Annotated in this window: 14 protein-coding genes; 10 read left to right on the top strand and 4 right to left on the bottom strand. The window is 52.1% G+C overall.

Annotated elements, in window-relative coordinates; genetic code table 11:
• Positions 1–314 precede the first annotated feature (314 nt).
• The 3 genes from IEY46_RS22375 to IEY46_RS22365 form a co-directional block, all read right to left on the bottom strand.
• Positions 315–614: a hypothetical protein gene (locus IEY46_RS22375; protein ID WP_188995182.1), complete on the bottom strand. Its 300-nt coding sequence runs from the start codon at positions 612–614 to the stop codon at positions 315–317.
• Between the two features lies 1 nt (position 615).
• Positions 616–804: a hypothetical protein gene (locus IEY46_RS22370; RefSeq protein WP_188995180.1), complete on the bottom strand. Its 189-nt coding sequence runs from the start codon at positions 802–804 to the stop codon at positions 616–618.
• A 267-nt stretch (positions 805–1,071) separates the two neighbouring features.
• Complete coding sequence (locus IEY46_RS22365; RefSeq protein WP_188995178.1) at positions 1,072–2,400, bottom strand: FAD-dependent oxidoreductase; 1,329 nt, start codon at positions 2,398–2,400, stop codon at positions 1,072–1,074.
• A gap of 317 nt (positions 2,401–2,717) precedes the next feature.
• Between IEY46_RS22365 and desA the strand changes: the two genes are divergently transcribed.
• From desA to IEY46_RS22345, 4 genes are all read left to right on the top strand, one after another.
• Positions 2,718–3,794 carry a Delta(5) desaturase DesA gene (gene desA, locus IEY46_RS22360; protein ID WP_188995175.1) on the top strand — a complete coding sequence of 359 codons (1,077 nt, stop codon included), beginning with the start codon at positions 2,718–2,720 and terminating at the stop codon, positions 3,792–3,794.
• Between the two features lie 41 nt (positions 3,795–3,835).
• Complete coding sequence (locus IEY46_RS22355) at positions 3,836–4,972, top strand: sensor histidine kinase (RefSeq protein ID WP_188995173.1); 1,137 nt, start codon at positions 3,836–3,838, stop codon at positions 4,970–4,972.
• Entirely contained in the window at positions 4,969–5,568 is a 600-nt protein-coding gene (locus IEY46_RS22350; protein WP_188995171.1) for a response regulator transcription factor, read from the top strand. The genes IEY46_RS22355 and IEY46_RS22350 overlap by 4 nt, the downstream gene beginning before the upstream one ends.
• A gap of 148 nt (positions 5,569–5,716) precedes the next feature.
• A complete protein-coding gene (locus IEY46_RS22345) occupies positions 5,717–6,439 on the top strand; it encodes a metallophosphoesterase family protein (protein WP_188995169.1) in 723 nt (240 codons plus the stop codon).
• A gap of 119 nt (positions 6,440–6,558) precedes the next feature.
• Here IEY46_RS22345 and IEY46_RS22340 read toward each other — a convergent pair whose 3' ends face one another.
• Complete coding sequence (locus IEY46_RS22340; protein WP_268239534.1) at positions 6,559–7,668, bottom strand: GntR family transcriptional regulator; 1,110 nt, start codon at positions 7,666–7,668, stop codon at positions 6,559–6,561.
• 244 nt (positions 7,669–7,912) lie between these two features.
• On the opposite strand from IEY46_RS22340, the gene IEY46_RS22335 reads away from it, so the two are divergent.
• The 6 genes from IEY46_RS22335 (at position 7,913) to IEY46_RS22310 (ending at position 17,478) form a co-directional block, all read left to right on the top strand.
• Positions 7,913–8,803: an ABC transporter permease gene (locus IEY46_RS22335; RefSeq protein WP_229750466.1), complete on the top strand. Its 891-nt coding sequence runs from the start codon at positions 7,913–7,915 to the stop codon at positions 8,801–8,803.
• The gene (locus IEY46_RS22330; RefSeq protein ID WP_188995165.1) at positions 8,797–9,741 is read left to right on the top strand and encodes a carbohydrate ABC transporter permease; all 945 of its coding nucleotides are present in this window, start codon (positions 8,797–8,799) and stop codon (positions 9,739–9,741) included. The genes IEY46_RS22335 and IEY46_RS22330 overlap by 7 nt, the downstream gene beginning before the upstream one ends.
• A 65-nt stretch (positions 9,742–9,806) precedes the next feature.
• Positions 9,807–11,426, top strand: a complete 1,620-nt coding sequence (locus IEY46_RS22325) for a type 2 periplasmic-binding domain-containing protein (RefSeq protein WP_188995163.1) — start codon at positions 9,807–9,809, stop codon at positions 11,424–11,426.
• A gap of 107 nt (positions 11,427–11,533) precedes the next feature.
• On the top strand, positions 11,534–14,296 hold the full coding sequence (locus tag IEY46_RS22320) for an alpha-mannosidase (protein ID WP_188995161.1): 2,763 nt from the start codon (positions 11,534–11,536) through the stop codon (positions 14,294–14,296).
• A 67-nt stretch (positions 14,297–14,363) separates the two neighbouring features.
• Complete coding sequence (locus IEY46_RS22315) at positions 14,364–17,081, top strand: glycoside hydrolase family 2 protein (RefSeq protein WP_188995159.1); 2,718 nt, start codon at positions 14,364–14,366, stop codon at positions 17,079–17,081.
• Between the two features lie 169 nt (positions 17,082–17,250).
• On the top strand, positions 17,251–17,478 hold the full coding sequence (locus tag IEY46_RS22310; RefSeq protein ID WP_188995157.1) for a hypothetical protein: 228 nt from the start codon (positions 17,251–17,253) through the stop codon (positions 17,476–17,478).
• The last annotated feature ends 151 nt before the right edge of the window (positions 17,479–17,629 follow it).

Raw genomic sequence — 17,629 nt, 5'->3', positions numbered from 1 at the left:
GGGACATTCGCCACGCAAACCAGCCGAGCTGCACCCGTGGAAAACCACGAAGCAACAAAACCAGATCAAGCTTACCGCAAGCAAGAGCGATTTCCAAGGCGTCATGTATTCTCAGCACAACAGCTATGCCGTGGCGCTCTGGTGAGCAGCCTCAGCCGTTTCAATGATGACATTTTCTCAGACGGTTGACACTGAAAAATTTCAGGAGGCTGAAACAGGTCGCCACGCACAAGCAGAATCTGGACGCCTGTGTGCAACTCGATTTTATTTGTTGTAGAAAGGGGTGGTTTAAACGTTTAAACTACCCTTCTTTTTTATTTTATGAGATGTTTTTGAAGCTCGTATACTGGAATACCTTCTTTTATTTCGCCATAGTGACCCGAATCCTTATTTAGATTAATCTCAATTGGTTTTAGTAAGACCTTCCAGTCATCGTTCTCTTTAATTACAGAATAAGGAATCTCAGGGATAACACCTAGATCAGAATAAGTAAATTGTATGGATACCACCGCTTGGTTCTCGCTAGTTCTAACAAGCTTAACCATTTTATACTCAATAACAGTATCACTTTTGGCATTTTCCTTATAACCCTTTTTACGGCTTGTTTCGTCCAAATTAATTAAGATCTCTAGAATACCGCATCATACCTTCAATATCTTTTGAAACATAGGCCTGAAAGTACTTATCAGCTATCAATTCAGGATTATCAGTTTCTGAACTAGTATTAGCAAAGGCCTGGGTAACATACATTGTGAAAAACAAACACAATAATAAAGACATTGCAATTTTTAATGATTTACCCATAATAATACCCTCTTCCATTTAAATAAATAATACTACCCATGTTTATAAATTTAAACTCCTGCTTATATTTGACGAATCCAAATGAACAGATGTTCCACAATATTGTAAAAATCTGTACGAAAATCAATAAATCTGCTACTGGTTCGTCATGTATTAAAGCCTGGTTCATATAAAACAAGAACCGCATGGGGCCAGTGAAGCCCGCTCGTATGCGGTTCTTGCTTTTTTACCCGAACCGGTCAAGCCACTTCAAGGGCAGTTTTGCCGTCAAATCGCCTGCAAGCCCGCCTGGTTAAGCAGATTCCATGGCTTGTTGTAATGCGGCTGGAAGAAGAAATCGACAAAGCCCAGCTCATCCATCGTCATCTCATTCTGAATACAGACCGACAGCGTGTTGATCGCCTGGGTCAAGTCCGCCTTCGACAGAATCTGGGCGCCTACGATCCGTCTGCCTACTTCCTCGTAAACGACCTTGAGGAGCACCTTCTCGAAGGTAGGCATAAATTCGGGGCGGTAATTATCATTGATTGTGACAGATTTCACAATCAATCCCGCATCAAGAGCAGCCTGTTCGGTCATGCCGGTCGACGCGATATGGTAATCATAAATTTTAATGCCCGAAGTGCCCTGGGTACCCATATATCTGACCGTTGGTCTCATCAGGTTCCGGGCAATGAGTGTTCCCATCCGGACGGCATTGGTAGCCAGCGGTATATATGCATCCTTGCCTGTCGGATTGTAATGGATCGCGCAGCTGTCTCCCGCCGCAAACACATCCAGGCAGCTTGTTCGCATGTATTCATCCACGATAAGCGCGCCATTGCCCAGCATATCCGCCTGTCCCTTGAGCAGCTCCGTATTGGGACGGAAGCCGATGCACAGAATAACCAGATCGGTTTCATATTCCCCGGCTGTTGTAACGACACGGCTGACCTTACCTGCTTCGCCTGTGAACGCCGTGACACCTTGGCCAAGCGCGAGCCGGATTCCGCGGCCAGTCAGCTCTTCTTCAACCAGCGCAGTATATTCGCGGTCCAAATACTTGAAAAGCACGCGGTCGGTATTGTCGATAAGCGTAACCTCCTTGCCCTGCTGTTCAAAAGCTTCCACCAGCTCAATGCCGATATAACCGGCGCCGACAACCGTCACTTTCCGGGCATGGGCTGCTTTCTCAATGATCGTCTGCGAATGGGCGTAATTTTTGCAGAGCAGAATATTGCCGAGCTCCATTCCATCCAGCTTGGGGATGATCGGCCACGAGCCGGTAGTCATGACCAGCTTGTCGTAACGGTCTTCCTGTATTTCGCCGGTCGTCAGATTTTGCACGCGTACGGTTTTGCCGGCTGTATCGACGGCCAGCACATCATGACGCATCCGTGTATCCACACCCAGACCTGCCAGCTGCTCCGGATTCGCATAAAACAGCTGCTCCGCATCCTTGACGATGCCGCCGACGTGAAGGGCGATCCCGCACGATAGAAACGATATATTATCATTGCGTTCATAAACCGTAATACTGGCTTCAGGATAGAGTCGGGCCATCTGGGTAACAGCGGCAGTTCCAGCGTGCGTACAGCCAATAACGATGATTTTCATAGTAAAGTCCTCCCCGGAAGATTATATTGTGATTTAATTCACAAACAACTATACATACATGTGATTAATTTCACAATGTGTTGATGGCTTCAGTATACGCCTTCTACGGAAGAATGGCAAGGGGCAACTGCAATGGTGTGTTGTTCTTCTGCAAGGGGTGTTGTAACGGGGTATTCAAGCCCGGGGATGACGTTTGTCATACTCGCGGATGTGACGTTTATGACTGGGGCGAATGAGCAGTCCTCTCTATAATAGAAAGTAGAATGCTGCAGCTGGCTAACAGGGCTGAAGCACCACACACAGGAGGCCTGCATGAGATGAATAATGCCCAGAACATCGCCAAACTAAAAGAAAATGTGACCCCCTTCGAAAAAAATGATCATAAATCGAGCATAAAACAGCTCATAAACACGCTTGTCCCACTTATCCTGTTATGGTATGCCGCCTACCTCAGCATATCCATATCATATTGGCTGACTGTGCCGCTTGCCATTATCGCTTCGGGTTTTGTCATCCGCACCTTTATTTTGTTTCATGACTGCTGCCACGGGTCTTTCTTTAAAAGCAAGCGGGCCAACGACATTATCGGCACGATCACCGGCGTTCTGACCCTTGTTCCTTATCAGCAGTGGAAGCTGAGTCATTCCATCCATCATGCCTCAAGCAGCAATCTCGACAAGCGGGGCATCGGGGATATGTGGATTCTAACGGTGGAAGAATATAAAGCATCCTCTATGCTGCAACGTCTGGCTTACCGTATTTACCGCAATCCGATCGTCATGTTCGGCGTAGGCCCGGTATTTGTCTTCCTGATTCAATACCGCTTTAACCGCAAAGGCGCCAAGCGCAAAGAGCGTATGAACACGTATATAACCAATATTTCTATTGTCGGTTTGTACAGCTTGCTGGTACTGGCCATCGGCTGGCAGGATTTTCTGCTTATCCAGGGCCTTGTTTTCTTCATCTCCGGCTCTATGGGCATTTGGCTGTTTTACGTACAGCATCAGTTCGAGGACTCTTACTTTGAGAATGATGAGGAATGGAGCTACGTGAAAGCCGCAGTTGACGGCAGCTCTTATTACAAGCTTCCGAAGGTGCTTCAATGGATTACCGGCAACATCGGGTTTCATCATGTCCATCATCTGAGCCCGCGGGTACCCAACTACAATCTGGAGAAGGCTCATAATGCTTCGCTGCCCCTTCAGAAGGCAACGACGATTACGCTGAGCACCAGCTTGAAATCGCTACGTTTCCGGCTTTGGGACGAGCAGAACAAAACCTTTGTCGGCTTTAAAAAGGTGGGAACGCTGATGAATCGCACCGCTGCGCCAAAGGAAAAAATAAAAGTAGCCAGCCAAATCACCCCTGCCGTGAATGTCGAAAATCAAATATAATAATAAGGTGAATAGCGGTAAATAAATGTAAGGAGGATTCCATGCAGAAATGGTACCAGATCTTTCATAAAAACACCGGAATCATTCCTTATGTATGGGGTGTCCTGTATATCCTCCCGTTCTACTTTATTTACCGTTCTTCTTCCACCTATGATATTGTAATCGGAGGCTGCATGATTGTCGCCTTCTTCATCTGCTATGTGCTGTCCTTTATTTCCAAAGGATGGCCGGTATATGTCTGGATCAGCATCCAAATATTGATCTCGATTGCCATGAGTCTGGTATTCGGCTACGTCTATTTCGCTATATTTTTAGCGTTTTTTATCGGAAATATCAAAAATCGCGCCGGATTTATTACCTTGTATTCGATCCATCTTGTCACCTCGATTATTACGATCAATCTGGGCTTTGTCACCAAGAATGCCGTTATCATCACCCAGCTGCCATTCGTGCTGATCAGTCTCATTGCCGTGATCCTGCTCCCGGTAACCACCTACAACCGGAACAAAAGCGATAAGCTGCATGAGCAGCTGGAGGACGCAAACAAACGGATTTCCGATCTGGTGAAGCTGGAGGAACGGCAGCGGATTGCGCGGGATCTGCATGATACACTCGGGCAGAAGCTCTCTCTGATTGGCTTGAAAAGCGACCTGGCCGTTAAATTAATCAGCAAAAACCCGAATCAGGCCCAGAATGAAATGAATGATGTCCGGGTTACGGCGAGGAGCGCATTGAAGGAAGTCCGCAAGATGGTAACGCAGATGCGCGGCACACGCGTGGAGGACGAGATATTCCGGATCCGGCAGATTCTCGAGGCTGCCGATATCGATTTTACGCTGGAGGGGGATTCCCGGCTTCCAGACACCTCCTTGCTGAACGAGAATGTGGTCAGCATGTGCCTGAAGGAAGCGGTCACCAATATTGTGAGACACAGCAGCGCATCAGCCTGCTCGGTCAAGATTGATCCTTCGCCGGCCGGCTTAAGGATCACGGTGCATGATAATGGAATCGGCATCGCAGACACAAACGTACGAATGAGAGGCAACGGGCTCCGAGGAATGAAAGAGCGGCTGGATTTCGTTAACGGAAGTCTTGATATCCAATCCGGCATGGGAACGACCGTTATTATCAACGTTCCGAACGTGTTGAAACAACAGGTAAAGGAGACGGAAGTATGATTCGAATTGTGATTGCCGAGGACCAGCGGCTGCTGCTCGGGGCATTGGCTTCGCTTCTGGATCTGGAAGAAGATATGCAGGTTGTGGGCAGAGCGAGCAATGGCGAGGAAGCTGTAAAGCTGGTCAAGCTGTACGAACCGGATCTCTGCATCATGGACATCGAAATGCCGCTCAAAACCGGTCTCGATGCGGCTGAGGAATTAAAGGGCCTGGGCTGCAAAGTCATGATTCTGACCACCTTTGCGCGTACCGGATATTTTGAGCGGGCCCGCAAAGCGGACGTGCACGGCTATTTATTAAAGGACAGCCCGAGCGAGGAATTGGCGGATTCGATCCGCAGCATCATGTCGGGCAGACGGATTTACGCCTCTGAGCTGGTGGATGAAGGCTACACGGAGGAGAATCCTTTAACCCTGCGGGAGAAGGAAGTGCTGGCTCTCATTGCCGACGGCATGAACACGAAGGATATTGCCCATCAGATGGAGATTACAACCGGAACGGTCCGAAATTATATTTCAGTCATTCTGGAGAAGCTGCAGGTCACGAACCGGATCGAAGCGATCACTCGCTTTAAGGAAAAAGGATGGTTTAAATAAACCCGGATCCCAATCGGATGTTGGGTTTTTTTGCGTTACTGGCAGCGGGGGCCCGGATTGGTGGCTCCTGCTGTTTTTTTGTTTTATACTGGTGGAAACGTAAATGGGAATAACGGTTCACGATGCAGATCAGAAGGGGTGAAGCTTGATGCGGGCGGCATTTATTTCGGATATTCACGGCAATTCCACGGCCCTTGGGGCTGTTCTGGAGGATATAGGCAGGCAGAGGATCGATCAGATTTATGTGCTGGGCGATCTATGCTACCGCGGGCCCGACCCCAAAGGGTCCCTTGCTATGGTGCAGTCACTGAATACCCGCGTGATCAAAGGCAATGCGGACGAGTGGGTGGTACGCGGCGTTCTTCCCGGTGAAGTGCCGGACAAGGTGATCGGGATGATGAATCTAGAGCGCGACTGGACCGTGTCTAAGCTGGATCGGCAGGACATCGCATACCTGGAGGGGCTGCAGGCCAGGCTGGATCTGGAATGGGAGGGCATAAGGGTCAAAGCGTTCCATGCCACGCCCGAGAGCTTATTCGAGGTGGTGCTTCCAAGCGCGGATGATGACGTGCTCCAGGCGAAGCTTATGCCGGCAGCCGATGCCGATGTATACATTTATGCGCATATCCACAAGCCATTTATCCGGTATCTCAACGGTCGGATTCTTATGAATATCGGCAGCGTGGGTCTGCCTTTTGACGGCATGGCCAAAGCTTCGTATGGCATTGTTGAGGTGGAACAGGGGAGAATCAGTACATCGATTGAGCGCGTCGGGTTCGATATTGAAGAGGTAATCCGTCAATACGAGTCCGGGCAGTACCCGAATTCGGAAATGATGGCCAGAATTCTGCGCAGCGGCAGCGTCTCCTGACACCTCCGGACTAAGGCTGCCCATGTCAGGGATAGGAGGGAACAGCCGAGCCGCTGCTGGAGCGGCTCGGCTGATCTTCCGTTTTTTTCGCCAATCCCGGATTCTGTGATTCGTGACCGCTATGTCGTTCTTCCTTCGATAAGAGTTACGGGAATGATGATTTTCCGGAGCAGGGATGGGTCTTTAATCGCCTCCAGCAGCAGATTGATGGCTTCTTCGCCCAATTTGCCTTCCTGCTGTTGAATGCGGCTGAACACATGACCCTGATAATCCCGGATATAAGGAGCGTCAAAGGAGAGAATAGCCAAATCCTCCGGTATTTTTTTGCCGATGTCCTGGGCCGCTTCCGCGGTATGAACCGCCAGTATATTGGAGAAAGCGAAGACGGCTGTGATGTCCGTCTGAGCTTCCAGCCAGTCCTTGATCATATTATGAGTGGTTGCTGCATCCATATAAGTGAATTCATCGGTTCTTGTTAGCCAGTGGGCAGGCTCGATTCTGAGACCTGCTTTTTTTGCCATGTCCAGATAACCGGAGAAGCGGTCCTCGGAGCTGGATGTCTTGGATTTGCTTCCCGACAATATCCCGATCTGCTTATGGCCTTTATTAATCAGATACTCCGTTCCCAAATATCCACCCTGATAATTATCGGAATAGACGGCATTGGTATGAATCCCCGGCAAATAGCGGTCGATCAGCACAAACGGGATTTTGTCCGTCTTCAAATTCAGTATCGCTTCACTGTAAGCCTCGCCATCGACCGGGAAAATCAGAAGGCCGTCAACGCCTGCAGCGCGCAGAAAACGGATCCCTTCTTTCTCTTCAACCTGCGTCGTAGCCGTGCGGATGATCAGGGCGATATTCTGCTCCTTGCAGGCTTCTTCCACGCCTTGAAGGAGATGAAGGGAAAATTCGTCATTGGTCAAGGGGCTTTGAAAGCCAATTTTTATCATAGGAGCGGCGGAGTCATTCTCTTGTACAAACAGAGCGTCAGAACCCTGAGGGTCGGATACGAAGGTGCCTTTGCCGGCGATCCGGTAGACAAGCCCTTCTTCAACGAGCAGCTTCAATGCGCCTTTGATGGTAATGCGGCTGACGCCATACTGCTGGACGAGCTCAGCCTCCGTCGGGATTTGATCGCCGGGCTGAAGCAGTCCTTGTTCAATTTTGTCTTTCAGCATCCCTCTGATTTGGAGGTATAAAGGGGGGTTGCCTGATGTCTGCGACATAAGAATTCCTTTCATGAATAAAAAGTTATAATTGTATTATAACATTATGAACAAGTGCCTATCAACTGATAATATGTCAAATCAATAGGAATAATGGCGAAAGGAATATTGTTTGAATAAGTCATGATTTTATACAACTATTTAATACAAATATAATAAATACTTGTTGACATATAACAAATGCTCATTTATTATAACCTTATTCAAGGAAGCGTATACATTTTGAAATTGGGGGAACCACATTTTGCGGAAAATTTGGCATTGGCGGTACTTTTATTTATTGCTCGCGCCCACTCTTCTTTATTTTCTGGTATTCAATTACATTCCTTTCTACGGCATTGTCATCGCATTCAAAAACTTCCAGCCGTTCAAGGGCGTCTGGGATAGTCCGTGGGTAGGCTGGAAAAATTTCGACACCATGTTCTCGTCGGTCAAGTTTCCGGAGCTGATCCGTAATACGGTACTCATCAGCTTCTATCGTCTCTTGTTCGGGTTTCCGGTGCCGATTCTGTTCGCTCTGATGCTCAACGAGATCCGTCTCATGTGGTTCAAGCGGACGATCCAGACCATTACTTATTTCCCGCATTTCCTGTCCTGGGTTGTGTTCGGGGGTATCGTGTTCAATGTCATCGGCCCTTCCGGAATCGTTAATCTGGTTCTCGGCAATCTGGGGTTTGAACCGCTTAATCTGGCTGCAAATCCCGAAGTTTTCCGTTCTTTGGTTGTTGTGACGGGCATTCTGAAGGAATTCGGCTGGGCGGCAATCATTTATTTGGCGGCTTTAACGGGCATCGATCCGCATTTGTATGAAGCAGTCAAGGTAGATGGAGGAGGAAAGCTAAAGCAAATCTGGCATATCACGCTGCCCGGAATCCGGCCGATGATCGCTATGCTGCTCATTCTGCAGCTTGCCAGTATCCTTGATGCCGGCTTCGAGCAGATTCTCATCCTCTCCAATCCCGTTGTTTACAGCGTGGGCGATATTATCGATACCTACGTGTACCGGGTCGGATTGCTGGAAGCGAATTATGGCCTGGCTACTGCGGTAGGGTTGTTTAAAGGCGTGATCGCCGCGGTCCTGATCGTATCGGCCAATCATATTATCCGCCGGACAGGAGAGAAATCATTATGGTAACCACACAGGAACAGGTTGAAGCAAGCGACCTGAGGCTGATCAACAAGCCCAAAGCATTGGACCGCAATCCCCTCTGGGTGCAGGCCATCATTTCACTGGTTCTGATCATACTCGCGCTGATTACGCTGCTCCCGATTCTGAATGTACTGGCGATGTCGCTGAGCGAAGCGCATGCCATCTATGAGCATCCCCTGATGCTTGTCCCGTACAGCGTAACGCTGGACGCCTACAAATATATCTTTTCAACCTCTGTGCTGCTCAAATCATTTGCCGTCACGGTCTTCGCTACGGGAGTAGGCACCCTCTTCAATCTGCTGGTTACGATTACCGGGGCTTACGCCCTGTCCAAGACGAAAATGCCGGGCAGCCGGATGCTGCTGTGGTTCTGTATTATCCCGATGCTGTTTGGTCCCGGACTGATTCCGTCTTATATTTTGCTGAAAAATCTGCATCTGCTCAACAGCATCTGGGTGCTGGTTGTATCCGGCCTGGTCGTCCCCTTCAATCTGATTCTGATGCGCAATTTCTTCTGGAGCATTCCCGAGGAGCTGGAGGAGGCGATGCGGATCGACGGCGCAAGCGAAATGGGCATTTTATGGCGGATGATCATACCGCTGTCCAAACCGGCCATCGCAACCATCGGCCTGTTCTATGCGGTCGGCCACTGGAATGATTTTTTTACCGGGCTCTTCTTCATTACCGACAACACGAAGTGGCCGCTGCAGGTGCTGCTCCGCTCCATCGTTATCGATATGAATGCGCTCAATATGCGGGGCGTATCCACTACCATCAGCCAGGATGCCAGCAAAATCATGCTGACACCGGAGAATATCAAAGCGGCGAGCATTATATTCGCCGTCGTGCCGATCGTGATTGTCTATCCGTTCCTGCAGAAATATTTCGTAAAAGGCATTATGCTCGGCTCCGTGAAAGGCTAAACATGTTGGGAGATCCGTCAAGGATTGCTCATAGAAAACAAATCCGTATAAGAGGTGAAAGAAGAATGCGCAGAACCACGAAACAAAAAAGGGGAATCATCCTGCTCGTCTTTCTCATGATGGCGTCACTGCTGGCCGCCTGTTCGGGCAACAAAGACAACACTCCGGGCAAAACGGCAGAAGGAGGCGGAGGCAATCCGTCTGCCGCAGAAGGAAATGATGGCGGAGCGGCGGCGAAGCCGGTCAAGTTCAGTTATGTACGGCCTGTTTGGGGAGCGGCCACCTATACGAAGGCAGGTCCGTACGAGAAGGAATTGTTCAAGCAGGGCAATGTGGAAATCGATGCGCAGATCATTCCGGTCACGGAGTATGACACGAAGATTATGACGATCATTTCCTCCGGCGACATTCCCGACGTATTCTGGGCGGGGGGTCCTACAGACAAGAAGTTCAAGGAAATGCAGGACCAGGGCGCTTTTATGAAAATCAATGAATATCTGGATAAATATCCGGCGGTGAAAGAGGCGGTGCCGCAATCCGTCTGGGATACGCTGACCGACGAGAAAGGCGATATCTACTTCATTCCAAACGTGTCCAACCCGCTTGTGCCGATATTTACGTACTACCGGCAGGATATCTTCGACAAGCTCGGCATTGCCGAACCCAAGACGGTCAAGGAACTGGAAGCGGCGCTGGTCCAAATCAAACAAAACGATCCGAAAATGATACCGATCACGGCGCAGGACACGATCTGGGGCTTCGGCGGACTGTCCACCTCCTTCGGATTCTCCCATTATGCCTGGGGGCCGGGAAATGGCGAAGACCGGGATAATCCGCAAAAAATCGTTCCCTGGTATTTGACGGACGGGGGCAAAAACTATTATTTCTGGCTCAAAAACCTGAAAAAAGAAGGATTGCTGGACAGTGAGTTCCTGATCGCCAAGAACTGGGATCATGCCAAACAGAAATTCACCTCCGGCAAAGCGGCTGTTCTGGGTATCAACTGGGGGTACGGCCCGGAAATTATCTCGACGATGAAGAAAACGAACCCGGCTGCCAAAGTTGGCATTCTGCCTCCGCTGGAAGGCCCGGATGGAACGATGGGCGGCTTGCGTCCTTTCGGAGCATGGGACCGCGGCATCTATATTTCCGCTAAAATGAAGGATCCCGACGGATATTTCCGTTACCTGAACTGGCTGTTTACGGACGGCAGCGATTTTAGAAGATACGGCATTGAAGGCAAAACCTACAAAGTCGAGGATGGCAAAAAGCTGCTGATGGCAGATGATGACAAGGAAGCGGATTATAAGAACGGTCAAATCGAACCGCTGCAGATGATTACCCCGATGTCCGAGGCGCTGAACTGGGAATCCGAGGAAGCGAAGTACCAAGGCGCGGGTGTCGGCGAATATTTCGCGGAGGCGAAAGCGAAATTCGATGCTTATAACAAAATGCAGTATCCGGAATACCGCAACCCGACCATCTTCTCGCCGCTTGAAGTGGAGCAGGGAGCCCAGCTCTATAACGATTATTTGCAGTCTGTGATCGACGGAGCCATTATTAACGATAAAATCACAGAGCAGGATTGGGATGCGGCCATCGACAAATATTTGAAGGCCGGCGGCCAGAAAATCATTGACGAAGTAAACGAGCTGCAGACGAACAAAGCCAAACCGCAATATTAAATGAATGCAGCTAAATAACAGACATGGAGGGCAGAGAAGGGAACATCGGTCCGTTCTCTGCCTTTTCTTTCATTGAGGCGCTTAAGAACAGGAGGTTTATTAAATACATGACACAGCAGCCAGAGAGCAGGACATTAAAGAAAATAGTCGTTGTTTCGCATACGCATTGGGACCGGGAATGGTATGAGGATTTTCAGAATTACCGCACGCGATTGGTGTATTTCATGGATGAACTGCTTGACCATCTGAAGGCAGACGCTTCATACCGCCATTTTATGCTGGATGGGCAAACGGTGGTCCTAAGCGATTACACGGCGATCAGACCGGAACGCGAGGGGGAGCTGAAGGCTTATTTGCAGGAGGGACGGCTCGCAGCAGGACCGTGGTATGTCATGCCGGATGAATTCCTGGTCAGCGGGGAATCGCTCGTCCGCAACCTCTTGGCCGGTTTCAGGCAGTCCAGGGCGATGGGAGCAGAGCCGATGAAATCCGGTTACGTCACCGATATCTTCGGCCATAACAGTCAGATGCCACAGATATTGGGCGGCTTCGGCATCGATAATGCCGTGCTGTTTCGTGGATTTCACGGCGACGGCGACCCTTCGGAGGTGTGGTGGGAAGGCGCTGACGGCAGCAGGGTGCTGGCCTTGAAGCTGGATGAGGACAGGGCTTACAGCGACTTCTATTTCTTCCTCCGCTGGCCGTTCGTCGAGCGGGATTTTCAGTACGATGAAGAGGAGCTTGTCAGCCGTGCCAAAGGCATGATCACTTACAAGGAAGCGCGCATCACGACCGATATCGCGCTGGGGCTCGACGGCTGCGATCATGTCGAGATCGAGCCGCGTCTTGGCTGGATGCTGGAGCTGCTTAACAACATGGATGCCGGTGTGGAGTGGGTCCACAGCAGCCTCGAAGAGTATTTGAACGAGCTGCGGGGTAAAGTGAGCGGCCTCCATGTGCTGCGCGGCGAACAGCGGATTCCCGGCTATAACGGCGTCAACAATATGGTGTTGTCGAACGTGCTTTCCTCGCGGATTCATCTGAAGCAGCAGAACCAGTCAGGCGAATATTTGCTGACGGGCTGGGCGGAGCCCTGGAGCGCTTTTGCAGAGCATGACGGACGGGCATATCCGAAGCCTTTTCTCGGCGAAGCCTGGAGACATCTGCTGGAAAACCATCCCCATGATTCCATCTGCGGCTGCTCGATCACCCAGGTGCATGAGGATATGCTCTACCGTTTCGCCCAGAGCCGCTCGATCGGCGAACGGATGACCAGCGAAGCGCTGGCGTTTATCAGCGGCCATATCGAAGAGTCGGCTCTACAGGGGCGTCATGCGGCGATTTTGTTTAATTCGTCCCAGCGGCAGGTGAAGGGCGTTGTCCATTTCGAGCTGGAGCTGCCCGCAGGCACGACGAACCCGTCGCAGTTCCCGGAGGTGGCCGGGACCAACTTCAGGCTCCTGGACCATGAAGGGCGGGAGGTGCCGTTCCAAATCATCGGCCTGCAGAAAAACAGCCTCAAACGCTGGCGCCCCTACCGCGACATTCCACGCGGACGGGCGGTCGACCGGTATACCGTCGCGCTCTCAGCAGATATTCCCGCCTTCGGTTACACTGTCTATACCGTGGAGATGCATCTGTCAGAGGCGCCTGGTGCTGGCGAATATGCGTTTCGCAAGGCGGCGGAGCCTGTACGTTACCCGGGTTCGCAGCAGATGTCTCCGACAAGCTGGGAGAATGGGAGAGTCCGCCTCGAGATCGCAGCGAACGGAACGCTTGCCCTGCGCGATCTGGCGACAGGTTACGAAACCAAGGGCCTGTTGACCTTTGAGGACGAAGCGGATATCGGCGACGGCTGGAAGTTCATCGCTCCGGTCAGCAACGAAACGGTCAACTCCGCGGCCGGTCCTGCCTCGGTATCCGTCATGTATGACGGGCCGCTGGAGACCTGTCTGCGCATCGCCCTCCGGCTTGATGTGCCGGAATCCGCTGCGGCCGATCAGACCCGGCGCTCAGCTGTCCGGTCCAGCCTGCCGATAACGACTTATGTGACGCTCCGGAAGGATGATCCGGTTATCCGCTGCCGGACGGTAGTGGACAATCATGTGCGGGACCATCGTCTCCGGGTGCTGCTGCCGACCGGAATCGATAGCGGGGAGTACATGACGAGCACGCCTTTCGATTTGGTCCGGAGGAATGTCGTGAAGCCGGATTACAGCCGTCATATCGAGAAGGACAGCGGTATCGTTCCTTATAACGGCCTGCTTTCCATCGATAATGGGCAGCATGGACTTGCCATATTCAGCAAAGGGCTCTATGAGGTGCAGGTCAGGGAAGATAAGGCGAGAACGGCAGGGCTCACGTTATTCCGCAGTACCCGCAGCGAGGTATTGAGCGACGGGGGCGACGGCGGAAATCTTCTGCAAACGCTGGAATTCGAATATGCTTTCCGGCCATTCGATCCGGCTGCTGTGCCCGGCGGAGATTTAATGATCGAGAAGGAGCAGTATGCGCTGGACATCCGCAGCATTAACCGCCCGGCGGGGGCGGTTGCCCATGAAACGCTGCACAGAAGGCCGGCCGATCTGCCGGCGCGCCGTTCTTACCTCGACATCCAGGGCAGTGGACTGATTGTGAGCTCTTATAAACAGGCGGAGGACGATGCGGATGCCTGGATTCTTCGTCTGTGGAACTGCCAGGAGACGGCGCAAAGCACAGAGATCAGACCGCTGGCCCAGGTTAGCCGGGCGGAGCGGGTGAACCTGGATGAACAGACGATCGGGCTCCTGGAAGCGGGGTCAGATAATGAGTGGGCGGTTACGGTGCAGCCGAAGGAGATTGTAACGCTCAAGTTCTGGTACACATCGTAAGAGGGCAGAAAAGCACGAGCTTGTTTGAGCTGGCTGTTTAACATGATGGCGGGAGATGAAACGAGGAATGGTGAAAGGAAGAGAAGTATACCTGGAATTGAACGCGGCATGGGAGCTTAGCGGTTTTTACCCCGGCTTCTGGGCTTTTGGCAAAAGCATGGAGCTGGGACTTGAGCTAAAAGGCGTCGTGCCGTGGATACCCGCCTCCGTGCCGGGCAGCATTCATTGGGATTTGCACCGCGCCGGATATTTGCCGGATCCCTATTTCGGCGCCCATTCGGCGGCTTGCGAATGGGTGAACGCCCGGGACTGGATGTACCGCACCTCATTCAAAGCGGACCCATCGTGGGCGGGCAGACGGATACGCCTTGTATTGGAAGGGGTCGACCATTCTGCGAGAGTTCTGGTGAACGGCCGGGAATGCGGAAGCCACACAGGCATGTTCAAGCCCGGTCTGATTGAACTGCCGCAGGATTATCTGCGTTTGGGCGAATCCAACATGCTGGCGATTGTGCTCGAGCGCTCGCCGGAAGGCGTAGCGCAGCTGGGCCGGACGGATGAAGTCGACCATCTCAAAAGCCGCTTCGGCTACAAATGGGATTTCTGTCCGCGGCTTGTCCATATCGGACTATGGAAGAAGGTGGGGCTGAAAATATCGGACTGGTGCTCCCTGGACCATGTCGGGCATGAAGCGGTGCCGTCCGCTGACGGGGCGGGTCTGCTGAAAGTAAATGCCATTGTGGAAAGCGTCAATAGCGGCGCTGTCCGGCTGGAAGCTGATCTGTATGACCCTGATGGAAAACATGTCGGCTCGGAGCGGTTTGAAGGGGCCGTCAATCCCGGACTGCAGACGATCCGGCTGCAGCTGCCAGTGGAAGCAGTCCGTCTGTGGTGGCCTAACGGCTATGGGGATCAGCCGCTGTACCGGGTTGAGGTGAAGCTGCATCATCCGGATACCGATGGGCATATACACGTTGCGGATATTGCGGGTGCGACGGTGGGTTTTCGGTCGTTATCCTTTCATGCGAATCCGGGAGCGCCAGCCGACGCTCTGGCATATACGGTCGCGGTCAACGGGCAGGCGATTTACATGAAAGGCTGGAACTGGGTTCCCGCCGATCAGTTATATGGCAGGGATACAGGGGATAAGCTGCGCCGGCTTATCGCCCTGGCGAAACAAGCCAATGTCAATATACTTCGTGTCTGGGGAGGCGGGCTGATTGAAACGGAGCTGTTCTACAGCCTGTGCGATCAGGCGGGCATTCTGATTTGGCAGGAGATGATGCAATCCAGCTCCGGCTTCAATAACGAACCTTCGGCCGCACCGGCGTTCCTACACACTCTATACGACACGATGCGTCATGTGGTGCGCGAGCGGAGCAATCATCCGTCGCTGGCAATCTGGTGCGGAGGCAATGAATTAACCGAAGGCGGTCATCTGGACAGCCGGATGAAGCCGCTGACAGACCGGCATCCCAATATGCAGCTGCTGCGGAATCTGGTCTCCGATCTGGACGATACCCGCTATTTTCTTCCGACTTCCCCGTCGGGTCCGACCTTCTTCCTCGGAGAGGAAGATGCCGGAAAGGGGATCATGTACGATGTGCACGGACCTTGGAAATATTCGGGAGCGGAAGGGCACTACGCGCTCTATAATGCCAGCGATGCGCTGCTGCACAGCGAATATGGCGGAGATGGTTTCGCTTCTCCGGAGAGCCTGCGCCGCTTTCTACCGCCGGAACGGTTAAGTCCGGAGCAGTCCGGCTCCATCGAATGGCTGCAGCACGGGTATGAATACTGGAACATGGATGATCAGCTGCAGTCCCTGTTCGGCGGGCCGTTTGATACCCTTGCCCAGATGTCGGAAGCGGCTCAGTGGCTTCAGGCGGAGGGGATCCGCTATGCGGTCGAAGCGAACCGGCGCCGCGCACCGTATTGCAGCGGCAGCCTGCTGTGGCAGTTCAACGAGCCTTATCCCAATGTGTCCTGCACCAGCTCCGTCGACTATTATGGCGATCCGAAGCTTGCTTACAGTTGGGTGGCAAGGGCGAACCGCAACCGGCATATTTCTCTCCGCTATGAAGCTGCTGCGTATCTCCCGGGGGAGAACTTTACAAGCTCGGTGTTTCTGACGCGCGATGGAGTGGGGACAGACGGTCCCGCACGGGTTGAATGGACCGCCCTGGATGCATCGGGAAGCCGCTTGGCATCCGGGGATTTCATTGTGGAAGAAGCGGGGCAGGCGGAAGCGGTCCTGGCTGGAGAAGCGGTTTTCAAGGTGCCGGCGGCAGATGTGTTTGTTGTGCGGCTGGAAGCCAGAGACGCTGTGACCCGTCAGCTTGTGGCGGACAATGAGTATACATTTGCCGTCAAAACGGATGGGGAAGCACCGCCACTGCAGGCTTTCTGTTCGCTGGCGGCAACGGCTTTAAGCTGGGAGACCGCGGAGGAGAATGGCGGAACCCGGGTTACCGTGACCAACACGGGCGAAACAGCTGCGCTTTTTGTCAGAGTGCGGGGAGTGGAAGAGATTGAAGCAGAGGGAGGAGCAGAAGCGGGAGCGGGAGCAGAAACAGGGGCAGGAGTAGGGGCAGAAGTAGGAGCAGGAGCAGAAACAGGGGCAGAAACAGGGGCAGAATCAGAAACAGAAGGAGCTTCGGAATCGCCACCGGCAAGGCCGTTGAACGATGGTTTTGTGGTATTGCCCGGTGAAACGGTCTCGTGCCATGTGGCTGGCGTGCTGCCGGGAGAACGCAAATGGCTCGTGACTTGCCTGAATAGCTGAAACCTGCTGCTGATACTGACAGCATTATTTTTTTACAATATGGAGCAGATCATTGCACTTGTTGACATGATTGATCATAAAGAAGCGGACGGATGGGCGGAATCGCAGCGGTGGAGTCGCTGCAGTAAGGAATTTCCTTCTTAGAGGCGGCAGGGTGAGGACGAAGCACATGCAAGCGGTTTTTTCCTTGCTGGAGCGGTCGAATGGACGGATTCGCAGCGGCGGAGTCGCTGCAGTAAGGAATTTCCTTCTTAGAGGCGGCAAAGTGGAGGCGAAGCGTATGCAAGCAGGTTTTTCCTTGCTGGAGCGGCAGGATGGGCGGAGCAGAGCTCATGGAGGCGATACAGCAAGGAATTTTTTGGATAAGGGGAGTCAAGAGGAGGAAAAAACGTATTAACGGTTGTGGTAAGCATGATTAATTTGACTGGGGAACAGGTCGGGGGTGGTTGACGAACATGCTTCTATTTCAAGAAGGAAGAACCTTGCAAGCCAGTAGATGATGGCAAGCTGTTGATTCTTTGTTCACGTTCAATCCCAAGATTATCTAA

The sequence above is a fragment of the Paenibacillus nasutitermitis genome (assembly GCF_014641075.1).
GTDB classification, from domain to species: Bacteria; Bacillota; Bacilli; order Paenibacillales; family Paenibacillaceae; genus Paenibacillus_Z; species Paenibacillus_Z nasutitermitis.
The sequence above is the reverse complement of the archived record's forward strand: the minus strand, read 5'-3'. Positions and strand labels throughout refer to the sequence as shown.

What these genes read in the sequence shown, in the direction of transcription:
- desA (WP_188995175.1), top strand. Translation starts at nt 2,718, where the DNA reads ATGAATAATGCCCAGAACATCGCCAAACTAAAAGAAAATGTGACCCCC.
- IEY46_RS22365 (WP_188995178.1), bottom strand. Translation starts at nt 2,400, where the DNA reads ATGAAAATCATCGTTATTGGCTGTACGCACGCTGGAACTGCCGCTGTT.
- IEY46_RS22310 (WP_188995157.1), top strand. Translation starts at nt 17,251, where the DNA reads ATGCAAGCGGTTTTTTCCTTGCTGGAGCGGTCGAATGGACGGATTCGC.
- IEY46_RS22325 (WP_188995163.1), top strand. Translation starts at nt 9,807, where the DNA reads ATGCGCAGAACCACGAAACAAAAAAGGGGAATCATCCTGCTCGTCTTT.
- IEY46_RS22330 (WP_188995165.1), top strand. Translation starts at nt 8,797, where the DNA reads ATGGTAACCACACAGGAACAGGTTGAAGCAAGCGACCTGAGGCTGATC.
- IEY46_RS22320 (WP_188995161.1), top strand. Translation starts at nt 11,534, where the DNA reads ATGACACAGCAGCCAGAGAGCAGGACATTAAAGAAAATAGTCGTTGTT.
- IEY46_RS22355 (WP_188995173.1), top strand. Translation starts at nt 3,836, where the DNA reads ATGCAGAAATGGTACCAGATCTTTCATAAAAACACCGGAATCATTCCT.
- IEY46_RS22315 (WP_188995159.1), top strand. Translation starts at nt 14,364, where the DNA reads ATGGTGAAAGGAAGAGAAGTATACCTGGAATTGAACGCGGCATGGGAG.
- IEY46_RS22370 (WP_188995180.1), bottom strand. Translation starts at nt 804, where the DNA reads ATGGGTAAATCATTAAAAATTGCAATGTCTTTATTATTGTGTTTGTTT.
- IEY46_RS22350 (WP_188995171.1), top strand. Translation starts at nt 4,969, where the DNA reads ATGATTCGAATTGTGATTGCCGAGGACCAGCGGCTGCTGCTCGGGGCA.
- IEY46_RS22340 (WP_268239534.1), bottom strand. Translation starts at nt 7,668, where the DNA reads ATGTCGCAGACATCAGGCAACCCCCCTTTATACCTCCAAATCAGAGGG.
- IEY46_RS22345 (WP_188995169.1), top strand. Translation starts at nt 5,717, where the DNA reads ATGCGGGCGGCATTTATTTCGGATATTCACGGCAATTCCACGGCCCTT.